Below are 12,414 nucleotides of genomic sequence, written 5' to 3' on the forward strand. Positions count from 1 at the left end.
TCCTTGTCAAACTTGGGAGATAGAGTCATGGGACAGTACGCCGCGCCGCTGCGCGACATGCAATTCGTGTTGCACGAACTGCTCAACGTCGAAGCCGAAATCAAGCAGATGCCGAAGCACGCGGATCTGGACGCGGACACGATCAACGCCGTGCTCGAAGAAGCCGGCAAGTTCTGCTCCGAAGTGCTGTTCCCGCTCAATCACAGCGGCGACCAGGAAGGTTGCACGTACGTCGGCGACGGCGTCGTGACCACGCCGAAGGGCTTCAAGGAAGCCTACAGGCAATACGTCGAAGCCGGCTGGCCGGCGCTCGGCTGCGATCCGGAATACGGCGGCCAGGGCTTGCCCGCGTTCGTCAACAACGCGCTGTATGAAATGCTGAACTCGGCGAACCAGGCGTGGACGATGTACCCCGGCCTGTCGCACGGCGCGTACGAGTGTCTGCATGCGCACGGTACGCCGGAACTGCAACAGCGTTATCTGCCGAAGCTGGTGGCGGGCGTCTGGACCGGCACGATGTGTCTGACCGAACCGCATTGCGGCACCGACCTCGGCATCCTGCGCACCAAGGCCGAACCGAATAGCGACGGCTCGTACGCGATCAGCGGCACGAAGATTTTCATCTCCAGCGGCGAACACGATCTCGCCGAGAACATCGTTCACCTGGTGCTCGCGCGTCTACCGGATGCGCCGAAGGGCACCAAGGGCATTTCGCTGTTCATCGTGCCGAAGTTCGTGCCGAACGAAGCGGGCGAGCCGGGCGAACGCAACGGCGTGAAGTGCGGGTCCATCGAACACAAGATGGGCATTCACGGCAACGCAACCTGCGTGATCAACCTCGACAACGCGAAGGGCTGGCTGGTCGGCGAGCCGAACAAAGGCCTGAACGCGATGTTCGTGATGATGAACGCCGCGCGTCTGGGCGTCGGCATGCAGAGCCTGGGTCTAACCGAAATCGGTTATCAGAACTCGCTCACGTATGCGAAAGAGCGTCTGCAAATGCGCTCGCTGACGGGCCCGAAGGCGCCGGAAAAAGCCGCCGATCCGATCATCGTCCATCCGGACGTGCGTCGCATGCTGCTCACGCAAAAAGCCTATGCGGAAGGCGCGCGCGCGTTCTCGTACTGGTCCGCGCTGCATATCGACAAGGAACTGTCGCACGCTGAAGAATCGGTACGCAAGGAAGCCGCCGATCTGGTCGCACTGCTCACGCCGATCCTGAAAGCGTTCCTGTCGGACAACGCGTTCGAAAGCACCAACCACGCGATGCAGATTTACGGCGGCCACGGCTTTATCGCCGAGTGGGGCATGGAGCAATACGTGCGCGACGCGCGCATCAACATGATCTACGAAGGCACCAACGCGATTCAGGCGCTCGACCTGCTGGGCCGCAAGATTCTCGGCGACATGGGCGCCAGGATGAAGAAATTCGGCAAGCTGGTCGCGGAATTCGTCGAAGCCGAAGGCGTGAAGCCGGAGATGCAGGAGTTCATCAACCCGCTCGCCGACATCGGTGAAAAGGTGCAGAAGCTGACGATGGAAATCGGCATGAAGGCAATGCAGAACCCGGACGAAGTCGGCGCCGCCGCCGTGCCGTATCTGCGCACCGTCGGCCACCTGGTGTTCTCGTACTTCTGGGCGCGCATGGCGCGTATCGCGCTGGACAACGAGGCATCGGGCGATCCGTTCTACAAGGCGAAGCTCGCCACCGCACGCTTCTACTTCGCCAAGCTGCTGCCGGAAACGGCCATGACGATCCGTCAGGCGCGCGCGGGTTCGAAGTCGTTGATGGAAGTCGACGAAGCGCTGTTCTAACCCACCCACTTCACGGCAAGCGCCACGCGTTATCGACGCGTGGCGCGCCGCCAGGCCACACATCGCGAAGCTACGACACGTAGTCGCGACACCGCATAACTCTCCGGAGGAACGACGTGAGCAATCTGATCATTCGCAAGGTAGCCGTGCTCGGCGCCGGCGTGATGGGCGCGCAGATCGCCGCGCACCTGATCAACGCCAAGGTGCCTGTGCTTCTTTTTGATCTGCCGGCCAGGGAAGGCCCGAAGAATGCGATCGCGCTGAAGGCGATCGAGAATCTGAAAAAGCTGTCGCCCGCGCCGTTCGGCGTGAAGGACGACGCGCAATACATCCAGCCCGCCAATTACGACGACGACATCGCGAAGCTCGCCGAATGCGACCTCGTGATCGAAGCGATCGCCGAACGGATGGACTGGAAGCACGACCTGTACAAGAAAGTGGCGCCGCACATTGCACCCAATGCGATTTTCGCGACCAACACGTCGGGTCTGTCGATCACCGAATTGTCGAACGGTTTCGCGGATGAACTGAAGGCGCGCTTCTGCGGCGTGCACTTCTTCAATCCGCCGCGCTACATGCATCTGGTCGAATTGATTCCGACCGCGACCACGCGCCCGGAAATCCTCGATCAACTCGAATCGTTCCTGACGAGCGTGGTCGGCAAGGGCGTCGTGCGCGCGAAAGACACGCCGAACTTCATCGCGAACCGCGTCGGCATTTTCTCGATCCTCGCGGTGATTACCGAGGCGGCGAAGTTCGGTCTGCGTTTCGACGAAGTGGACGATCTGACCGGCTCGCGTCTGGGCCGCGCGAAGTCGGCGACGTTCCGCACGGCTGACGTGGTCGGTCTCGACACGATGGCGCACGTGATCAAGACGATGCAGGACACGCTGAAGGACGACCCGTTCTTCCCGGTCTACGAAACGCCGCCCGTGCTCGCCGAACTGGTGAAGAAAGGCGCGCTGGGTCAGAAAACCGGCGGCGGCTTCTATAAGAAAGAAGGCAAGGCGATCAAGGTGCTCGACCCGAAAACGGGCGAGTACGTCGACGGCGGCGCGAAGGCGGACGAACTGGTCGGTCGCATTCTGAAGCGTCCGCCGGCGGAGCGTTTGAAGCTGCTGCGCGAATCGGAACATCCGCAGGCGCAATTCCTGTGGTCGATTTTCCGCGATGTTTATCACTACATCGGCGTGCATCTGGAATCGATCGCCGATAACGCGCGCGACGTCGATCTCGCGATCCGTTGGGGCTTCGGCTGGAACGAAGGTCCGTTCGAAGGCTGGCAAACGGCCGGCTGGAAGCAGGTCGCCGAGTGGGTGCAGGAAGATATCGCGGCGGGCAAAGCGCTGTCGAACGTGCCGCTGCCGACGTGGGTGCTCGAAGGTGCGGTTGCCGAGAAGGGCGGTGTGCATACGAACGAAGGTTCGTGGTCGCCGGCTTCGAAGACCTTCGTGCCGCGTTCGTCCCTTGGCGTGTACGACAAGCAGGTGTTTCGCGCGCCGCTGGTCGGCGAAACGTCGGCCGATCCGAAGACCTACGGCAAGACGCTGTTCGAAACCGACGCCGTGCGTGCGTGGGTCGACGACCGTGCCGGCGAGAACGACGTGCTGATCGTGTCGTTCAAAAGCAAGATGAATACGATCGGGCCGTCGGTGATCGACGGTCTGACGCAAGCAATCGAACTTGCCGAAAAGGACTACAAGGGCCTCGTGGTGTGGCAGCCCACTTCGCTGAAACTCGGCACGCCGGGCGGCCCGTTCTCCGCGGGCGCGAACCTCGAAGAAGCGATGCCGGCGTTCATGATGGGCGGCGCGAAGGGCATCGAGCCGTTCGTGCAGAAGTTCCAGCAAGGGATGCTGCGCGTGAAGTACGCGAGCGTGCCGGTGATCTCGGCGGTGTCGGGCATCGCGCTCGGCGGCGGCTGCGAACTGGCGCTGCATAGCGCGAAGCGTGTCGCGCACATCGAAAGCTATATCGGTCTGGTCGAAGTCGGCGTGGGTCTGGTGCCGGCCGGCGGTGGGCTGAAGGAAGCGGCTTTGCGCGCAGCGGAAGCGGCGACGCAGGTCGGCGCGACCAACGACCTGCTGAAGTTCGTGCAGAAGTCGTTCGAAAACGCGGCGATGGCGAAGGTCTCGGCCTCCGCGCTCGACGCCCGCGCAATGGGTTACCTGAAGCCGTCGGACACGATCGTGTTCAACGTGTTCGAACTGCTCGATGTCGCGAAGAAGGAAGCGCGCGCGTTGTCCGCGGCGGGTTATCGTCCGCCGCTGCGCGTCACGCAAGTGCCGGTGGCCGGGCGCTCGGCGATCGCGACGATCAAGGCATCGCTCGTCAACATGCGCGACGGCCGTTTCATCAGCGAGCACGATTTCCTGATCGCGAGCCGCATTGCTGAAGCGGTGTGCGGTGGCGATGTCGAAGCCGGCAGTCTCGTCGACGAAGAATGGCTGCTGAAACTCGAGCGTCGTGCGTTCGTCGATCTGCTCGGCACGCAAAAGACGCAGGAACGGATCATGGGCATGCTGCAGACCGGCAAGCCGGTGCGTAACTAAGCGACGAGGGATATATCCAAATGGCAAAGCAACTGCAAGACGCATACATCGTCGCCGCGAGCCGCACGCCGATCGGCAAAGCACCGCGCGGGATGTTCAGGAACACGCGCCCGGACGAACTTCTGGTGCACGCGATCCGATCGGCCGTGGCGCAAGTGCCCGGCCTCGACACCAAGGTGATCGAAGACGCGATCATCGGCTGCGCGATTCCGGAAGCGGAACAAGGCCTGAACGTCGCGCGGATGGGCGCGCTGCTCGCCGGCCTGCCGAACACGGTCGGCGGCGTGACGGTGAACCGCTTCTGCGCGTCGGGCTTGACGGCGCTGGCGATGGCGGCGGATCGCATCCGCGTCGGCGAATCGGACGCGATGATCGCCGGCGGCTGCGAATCGATGAGCATGGTGCCGATGATGGGCAACAAGCCGTCGATGTCGCCGCATATCTTCGATCGCAATGAAGACATCGGCATCGCATACGGGATGGGCCTGACCGCCGAGAAGGTCGCCGAGCGCTGGAAGATCAGCCGCGAAGCACAGGACGCGTTCTCGGTCGAATCGCACCGTCGCGCGATCGCCGCGCAGCAAGCCGGCGAGTTCAACGACGAAATCGCCGCGTACACGATCACCGAGCGCTTCCCCGATCTCGCCACCGGCGAAGTGAAGGTGAAAACGCGTGAAGTATCGCTCGACGAAGGTCCGCGTGGCGACACGTCGCTGGAAGGGCTGGCCAAGCTGCGCACCGTGTTCGCCAACAAGGGCTCGGTGACCGCCGGCAACAGCTCGCAGACCTCGGACGGCGCGGGCGCGCTGATCGTCGTGTCGGAGAAGATGCTGAAGGAATTCAACCTGACGCCGCTCGCGCGTTTCGTCAGCTTCGCCGTGCGCGGCGTGCCGCCGGAAATCATGGGCATCGGTCCGAAGGAAGCGATTCCGGCCGCACTGAAAGCCGCTGGTCTGAAGATCGACGACCTCGACTGGATCGAACTGAACGAAGCGTTCGCCGCGCAATCGCTCGCGGTGATTCAGGACCTGGGCCTGGATCCGTCGAAGATCAATCCGCTCGGCGGCGCGATCGCGCTCGGCCATCCGCTCGGCGCGACGGGCGCGATTCGTGCATCGACGGTAGTGCACGGCCTGCGTCGCCGTAACTTTAAGTACGGGATGGTGACGATGTGCGTCGGCACCGGCATGGGCGCGGCGGGCATCATCGAGCGTCTGTAAGCATGTGCACGACGGTTCTGTCGGTGATCCACGCGGTGATGTACGCGGTGATCGCCCCGGAACCGCGGAAACGGTTCGCCGGCCGCGTGGCTCGCGAACCGTTTTTTACATTCAGCAGGAGTACGAGGAGATGACGATGGATATTCTGGTCGAGCGCGCGGACGGCGTGCTGACGATTGCCTTCAACCGGCCCGACAAGAAAAACGCGATCACGGCCGCGATGTATCAGACGATGGCCGACGCGCTGGTCGAAGCGCACGGCGACGCGGCGATCCGGGCGATTCTGATTCGCGGCAGCGCAGGCATTTTCAGCGCCGGCAACGATCTCGAAGACTTCATGAAGACGCCGCCGATGGGCGAGAACGCGCCGGTGTTCCAGTTCCTGCGCGCAATCAGCTCGGCGGAAAAACCGGTGGTGGCGTCGGTGGCGGGGCCGGCGGTCGGCATCGGCACGACGCTGCTGCTGCATTGCGATCTGGTTTATGTGGCGGACACGGCGAGCTTCTCGCTGCCGTTCGCGCAACTGGGGCTGTGTCCGGAAGCGGCGTCGAGCCTGCTGTTGCAGCGCGTGGCCGGTTATCAGGCGGCGGCGGAAAAACTGCTGCTCGGCGAAGCATTCGACGCGGCGGAAGCACAGCGCATGGGCTTTGTGAATCGCGTGCTGCCGGCGGCGGAAGTGGAAGCATTCGCTGCGGCGCAGGCGGCGAAACTGGCGGCGTTGCCGGCTTCGTCGTTGCGTGTGACTAAGAACCTGATGAAGCGCGCGAGCCACCAGGAACTGCACACGCAGATGACGGAAGAGGCGCTGCATTTCGGCAAGATGCTGCTCGCGCCCGAAGCGCGCGAGGCGTTCAAGGCGTTCTTCGAGAAGCGCAAGCCGGATTTCCGGCAATTCGATTGATGAAGATTGAAACCGGGGCCGGGGCCGGAGCCGGAGTTCCGCCCCGCCCCGCTTCGGTTCGCGGTTCGCACGCCCTCACAGAGGTTGCGCGGGCTGCAACGTGTCGTAATCGACGTAACCGGCTTCCCGGCAGAAACTGACGAGCCGCACGCCGGCCTTGCGCGCAATCGCGATCGCCAGCGACGACGGCGCCGAGATCGTCGCGAGCATCGGCACGTCGACGCGCGCGGCCTTGCGCACCAGCTCGTAGCTCGCGCGGCTCGACAGAAACACGAAACCCTCTTTGGTATCCACGCGGTCGAGCACCAGCTGGCCGATCAGTTTGTCGAGTGCGTTGTGGCGGCCGACGTCTTCGAACGCATATCCGATCGCGCCTGTCGCGTCGCACCATGCGGCCGCGTGCAGACCGCCGGTGAGCCGCGTCAACGCCTGATGGTCCGGCAACTCGCGGGCGGCGCGCGCAATCGCGTCCGTCGCGAGCCGTTGCAGAAAACCGGTGTCCGGCACGCGCTCCGGTTTCAGATCGAGCAGATCGATGCTTTCGATCCCGCACACGCCGCAGCCGGTGCGCCCGGCCAACGCGCGGCGCTTTTCCTTCAAGCCGACGAATGCCTGCTGCACGACCTGCAATTGCACTTCGGCGTGCGGCAATTCGTCGTCGTCATGCAGTTCGACCTCGATGTCCTGAATATCGCTGCCGCGTTCGACGATTCCTTCCGAAATCGCGAAACCCACCGCGAACGCTTCCAGATCGCGCGGCGTGCACATCATCACCGCGTGCGAAATGCCGTTGAAGACGAGCGCGACCGGCCATTCCTGGCCGACGTGATCGGTGACGGTTTCGACCGCCGCGCCGCGATGCCGGTGCACCCGGCGCTCCACCGCGCCCGGCTGATCCGCTGTTTCGAGTTCGTTCAATGCTTCACTCCTTTACGATGGCGCGCCCGCGTGAACCGTTTCTGGCCGTGTTCTGCGCCCGGAACGACGGCAGGGCGGCCCGCTATCGCATAAATAAGGTTCTAAAATACCTCAAGCCGGGCCTGAGCGTCGCCCATCATCCACGAGGAACACTGTCATGGGACTCAACGAAGCACCGCTTCTGTTCGACTTCGAAGTCGCGTCTTCGGAGAATTTCACTTTCATCCCGATGTCGGTGCGGTTCAATCTCGACCGTTTCGGGCTGCGCATTTCGCTCGAGCAGTGGCAGTTGCTGCCGCTCGAAGACCGCAAGCTGCTGGCGCGGTTTCCGGTTGAAGAAGACGCGGAAATCGAGCCGAATTTCGATCACGCGTTGTTCGAAATGCTGCGCACCCATGCCAATGTCGAGCCGGAGTGGTTCACGCCTGAGGAAGCGCCCGCGTGGCGCCGCACGGATAGCGTGCCGGAAGGCGTCGCGCGGCAGGCCGGGCTCGCCAGTCTGCCTGTGCCGGGTGTCGCGCAGTGGGCCGAACTGGCGCCGTTCAAGCGCTACGTGCTCGCCAAACTGTCGCGCAAACCGGAGGCGAATCACGACTTCGTCCCCGCAATGAAGGAATTTGGCGCGGCCGGCTAGGTGCGACCGGCTAATTATTTCTGCCCCACCCTCAATCTGTTCCGAACGCTGCCGTTATCCATAGGTTGGCGCGTAAAAAGACCCGACCCGGCGCGGCCCGACGCGCCGACCCGCGGTTGAGAAGCGACCACGCGCCCCCGCCCGCAGAACGATTGACGTTCGGAACCCATGACTCTTTTCTTCTCGAAGCGGCTGCTGATCAATCTGGCGGTCGTCGCTGTCGCGGTCGGCACGAACGCGTTCGTCGCCTACACGCAGATTGGCGGCGAACGCGACGCCGACGCGCGGATGCTGCGTTCGACGAGCGTGCGCCAGAACCTCGACGCCTACCATACGGCGCTCGACGGCGGCCTCGCCGCGCTCGGCCGTTTCGAAGCCACGGGTCAGGCGGCGCCGGTCAACGCGGCCGCCGCGATGGCGAGTTCGATCGCGGGTCTGGAGCGCGAACTGCGCGGCGAGCTGGCAGGTGAGCCGGCGATGCTCGGCACGCTCGCGCGGCTCTCCGCCGACAGCGAGGCGCTGCGGCATGACATCGACGACGCGCTGTTGAAAAGCGCCGCCGCCACGCCGCAGGATTCCCGTGCGTGGGCGGCCGCGACCTACACCCGGCTCGGGCTCGGACTGGACCGCGTCGAAGCCGCGCTGGCGACGCTGCGCGAGCAGGAAAACCACGCGTTGCAAAGCTCGGTCGAGACGTCCGCGCGCGAGATCCGGCGCGCGACGTTGATCCTGATCATGACGATGCTGGCCGGCAGCGCGCTGCTGTTTTTCACCTTCGGCGCGCGCGAAAACAGTGCGCGAGAAAAGCTGCGCACGGTCCGCGCGCTCGGTCGCAACGACGAGCGCTTTCGCAGTCTGTTCGACGATCATCCGGTGCCGATGTATATCTTCGATCGCGAGACGCTGCGCTTTCTCGCCGTCAACGCGGCCGCCGTCAAGCAATACGGCTACACGGAAAGCGAGTTTCTCGGCATGACGATCCGCGCGATCCGCCCGCATGCCGAAATCGCGCGTCTCGAATCGCATCTGCAGCGTAGCGACGCGACGGCGCACGGCCGCACGATGGCCGGCATCTGGCACCACCGGCGCAAGGACGGCTCGATGATCAGCGCCGACATTTCGTACCACGCGCTGAACTTCATGGGCCGCGGCGCGTTCTTCGTGCTCGCCGACGACGTCACCGAACAGATCAACGCCGAAGCCGAAGCGCAGCGCTCGAACCAGATGCTCGAAACGGTGATCGACAACATTCCGCAGCGCATTTTCTGGAAAGGGCTCGACTCGCGTTATCTCGGCTGCAACATGGCGTTCGCGCGCGACGCGGGACTGTCGTATCCGGAACAGGTGGAAGGCAAGGCCGATGCCGAGATGCCGTGGCGCGCGTTCGCCGATCTGCTGCAGGAGCACGATCAGGAAGTGATGAGCACCGGCGTGCCGAAGATGAACTTCGAGGTCGATTTCGTGATCGACGGCGTGCACCGCACCACGGTCACGAGCAAGCTGCCGTTTACCGACAGCGACGGCCGCGTGATCGGCGTGCTCGGCTCGTACACCGACATCACCGAGCGCAAGCGCGCGGACCTCGCGTTGCGTCTGCAAAGCCGCGCGCTCGACGCGAGCGTCAACGCGATTCTGATCACCGCGCCGTCGCCGTCGGGCAATCTGATCGAATACGTGAACCCTGCATTCAAGCGGATTACCGGCTACGACCCGGCCGAACTGGCCGGCCAGGACTGCCGCGTGCTGCAACGCGACGACCGTGACCAGGAAGGCGTCGCGCTGATCCGCCAGGCGCTCGCGGCGAATCGCGAAGTGAGCGCGGTGGTGCGCAACTATCGCAAGGACGGCGCGCTGTTCTGGAATCAGCTGTTCATTGCGCCGGTGCCGAACGCCGAGGGTGTGATCACGCATCACATCGGCGTGATCAACGACGTGACCGACCTGATGCGCTATCAGGAACAGCTCGAATATCAGGCCAATTACGACAGCCTCACGCGTCTGCCGAACCGCAATCTGCTGCGCGACCGGCTGCAACACGCGCTGATCGTCGCGCAACGGCAGCACAAGGGTGTCGCCGTGGTGTTCATGGATCTCGACGGCTTCAAGAACGTCAACGACAGTCTCGGCCATAGCGTCGGCGACCGGCTGCTCGCCGTAGTCGCGGAGCGGCTCGCGCGCTGCACGCGCACGAGCGACACCGTCGCGCGGCACGGCGGCGACGAGTTCGTGATCGTGATGACCGACACCGTCGACGAACAGTCGCTGATCGCGTGGATGGAGCGCGTGCGCGCGGCGGTCTCCGAGGCGGTGTGGCTCGACGGCACCGAGTTGTACGTCGGTTGCAGCATGGGCGCGAGCCTGTTCCCGCAAGACGGCGAAGACGCCGAAACGCTGATGAAAAAAGCCGACCTCGCGATGTACCGCGCGAAGGACATGGGCCGCAATACGTTCCAGTTCTATCAGCCGGAGATGAACGCGAGCGCCGGCGCACGGCTGAATCTCGAGCGGCGTTTGCGCCGCGCGTTGCGCGACAACGAGTTCCTGCTGCATTACCAGCCGCAGGTGGATATCGTCAGTGGGCAGATCGTCGGCACCGAGGCGCTGGTGCGCTGGAGCGATCCGGAGGTTGGGCTGGTGCCGCCGTCGTCGTTCATTCCGGTGGCCGAGGAAAGCGGCCTGATCGGGCCGCTGTCGGAGTGGGTGTTGCGAGAGGCGTGCCGGCAGAACAAGGCGTGGCAGGACGAAGGATTGCCGCCCGCGCGGGTGTCGGTGAATCTGTCCGCGCGGGTTTTCCAGCAGCGCGATATTGCGCGTCTCGTGATGCAGGTGCTGGCCGAAACCGGGCTCGAACCGCAATACCTCGAACTGGAGTTGACCGAGAGCACGATCATGCGCAACGCCGAAGAGGCGGTGTCGATGTTGAACGAGCTGCACGCGCTCGGCATCGGTCTCGCGATCGACGATTTCGGCACCGGCTATTCGAGCCTCAGCTATCTGAAGCGCTTCCCGGTGGACCGGCTGAAGATCGACCGTTCGTTCGTGTCGGACATCGGCATCTCGGGTGACGACGAGACGATCACGTCGGCGATCATCGCGCTCGCGCATTCGCTGAAATTGCAGGTGATCGCGGAAGGCGTGGAGACGCTCGCGCAACTCGATTTTCTGAAAGAGCGCGCATGCGACGAGATGCAAGGTTTCTACTTCGCCAAGCCGCTGTCGACCGATGCGATTTCCGCGCTGTTCAAAGGCGGCGTGGGGCGGCAAGCGGCGCTCGCGTAAAGCATCTACAGAAGCATCCGCAACCGCCCGCATCCGCAAGCGCAACGCGTAGTTGCGTCGCGACGCTTTACGACGACGCGCGCCCGCTCGCTTTCTGCGAATCGTCGTCCGCCAGAATTCGTGCGGCCATGAAGTCGATGAACACACGCAGCCTCGGCGGCACGCTGCGTCCGGCCGGCCAGACGACGTTGATGTCGATGCGCCGCTCGATATGGTCGTCGAGCACCGTGCAGAGCAGTCCATCCCGCAACGCCTCGCGGACGGAAAAATCCGGCACGCAGGCAATCCCCAAGCCGCGCATCGCGAAGCAGGTGCGCGTTTCCACGTTATTGCAGACCATCGAAACAGGCGGCGTCACCTCGCGTTCGCCGGCTTCGCGCCGCAACGGCCAGATCTCGAGTTTGCCGCTCGTCGGATAGCGGTAGTGCAGGCACACGTGATCCGTGAGATCGGCGGGTTTTTGCGGCGTGCCGCGGCGGGCGAAGTAGGCCGGCGCGCCCACCAGTATGTTGCCGAACGAACCGAGTTGGCGCGCGGCGAGCCGCGAATCGCGCAGTACGCCGGTACGCACGACCGCGTCGAAGCCTTCTTCGATCACGTCGACGACGCGGTCGCTGAAATCCAGATCCAGTTCGATCTCCGGATACGCGAGCATGAAATCGGCGAGCGTGGGCAGCACCAGCGAGCCGACCAGCGGCAGACTCACGCGCAGGCGGCCGCGCGGCGAGCCGGCGCTCTGCGACATCTCCAGCTCCGCTGCTTCGATCTCGGCGAGGATCCGCCGGCTGCGTTCGAGGAATTGCACGCCGTCGCTGGTCAGCGTGATGCTGCGCGTGCTGCGATGAAAAAGCCGCACGCCGAGCCGTTCTTCGAGGCGCGCGATGCGCTTGCCGACCGCCGACGCCGACACGCCGAGCAAGCGTCCGGCCGTGACGAAGCTGCGTGTTTCGGCCACCTGCACGAACACCAGAAATCCGCTCAGACTTTCCACCGTCGCCTCCGATTGCGGACATTCATGTCCGTAGAGCGAGGAACTCTATCCCAGTTTTTCTTCAATTGCCGGCTTCGTATGATGGCCGCATCCCTTTTCTCCTG

At 63.9% G+C, this 12,414-nt stretch carries 8 protein-coding genes; 6 read left to right on the plus strand and 2 right to left on the minus strand.

The genetic code is table 11. The features are described from left to right. The first annotated feature begins 27 nt into the window (after positions 1-27). From PQQ51_RS25880 to PQQ51_RS25895, 4 genes are all read left to right on the plus strand, one after another. Entirely contained in the window at positions 28-1,815 is a 1,788-nt protein-coding gene (locus PQQ51_RS25880; RefSeq protein ID WP_408499761.1) for an acyl-CoA dehydrogenase C-terminal domain-containing protein, read from the plus strand. Positions 1,816-1,931: 116 nt separating this feature from the next. Beyond that, positions 1,932-4,367, plus strand: coding sequence for a 3-hydroxyacyl-CoA dehydrogenase/enoyl-CoA hydratase family protein (locus tag PQQ51_RS25885; RefSeq protein ID WP_408499763.1), 2,436 nt, complete (start codon positions 1,932-1,934; stop codon positions 4,365-4,367). Positions 4,368-4,387: 20 nt separating this feature from the next. Next, positions 4,388-5,587, plus strand: a complete 1,200-nt coding sequence (locus PQQ51_RS25890) for an acetyl-CoA C-acyltransferase (protein WP_408499765.1) — start codon at positions 4,388-4,390, stop codon at positions 5,585-5,587. 130 nt (positions 5,588-5,717) lie between these two features. Continuing rightward, the gene (locus PQQ51_RS25895) at positions 5,718-6,488 is read left to right on the plus strand and encodes an enoyl-CoA hydratase (protein WP_408499767.1); all 771 of its coding nucleotides are present in this window, start codon (positions 5,718-5,720) and stop codon (positions 6,486-6,488) included. A 75-nt stretch (positions 6,489-6,563) separates the two neighbouring features. On the opposite strand, the gene fdhD is transcribed toward PQQ51_RS25895, so the two are convergent. Further along, on the minus strand, positions 6,564-7,406 hold the full coding sequence (fdhD, locus tag PQQ51_RS25900; RefSeq protein WP_408499769.1) for a formate dehydrogenase accessory sulfurtransferase FdhD: 843 nt from the start codon (positions 7,404-7,406) through the stop codon (positions 6,564-6,566). 157 nt (positions 7,407-7,563) lie between these two features. Here fdhD and PQQ51_RS25905 point away from each other — a divergent pair, with 157 nt between their 5' ends. Further along, positions 7,564-8,040, plus strand: coding sequence for a nitrate reductase associated protein (locus PQQ51_RS25905; protein ID WP_408499771.1), 477 nt, complete (start codon positions 7,564-7,566; stop codon positions 8,038-8,040). Positions 8,041-8,208: 168 nt separating this feature from the next. Continuing rightward, positions 8,209-11,319 (plus strand): sensor domain-containing protein, encoded by a 3,111-nt coding sequence (locus PQQ51_RS25910; protein ID WP_408499773.1) that lies wholly within the window; start codon positions 8,209-8,211, stop codon positions 11,317-11,319. A 67-nt stretch (positions 11,320-11,386) separates the two neighbouring features. Here the strand turns inward: PQQ51_RS25910 and PQQ51_RS25915 are convergent, their stop codons facing one another. Beyond that, positions 11,387-12,310, minus strand: a complete 924-nt coding sequence (locus PQQ51_RS25915) for a LysR family transcriptional regulator (protein ID WP_408499775.1) — start codon at positions 12,308-12,310, stop codon at positions 11,387-11,389. Positions 12,311-12,414: the final 104 nt, after the last annotated feature.

Origin of the sequence: Paraburkholderia xenovorans, assembly GCF_046030735.1 — a bacterium.
GTDB lineage: Bacteria > Pseudomonadota > Gammaproteobacteria > Burkholderiales > Burkholderiaceae > Paraburkholderia > Paraburkholderia xenovorans_A.

Coding starts and splice junctions, on each gene's coding strand:
- PQQ51_RS25880 (WP_408499761.1), top strand. CDS start 28: ATGGGACAGTACGCCGCGCCGCTGCGCGACATGCAATTCGTGTTGCAC.
- PQQ51_RS25890 (WP_408499765.1), top strand. CDS start 4,388: ATGGCAAAGCAACTGCAAGACGCATACATCGTCGCCGCGAGCCGCACG.
- PQQ51_RS25895 (WP_408499767.1), top strand. CDS start 5,718: ATGACGATGGATATTCTGGTCGAGCGCGCGGACGGCGTGCTGACGATT.
- PQQ51_RS25905 (WP_408499771.1), top strand. CDS start 7,564: ATGGGACTCAACGAAGCACCGCTTCTGTTCGACTTCGAAGTCGCGTCT.
- PQQ51_RS25910 (WP_408499773.1), top strand. CDS start 8,209: ATGACTCTTTTCTTCTCGAAGCGGCTGCTGATCAATCTGGCGGTCGTC.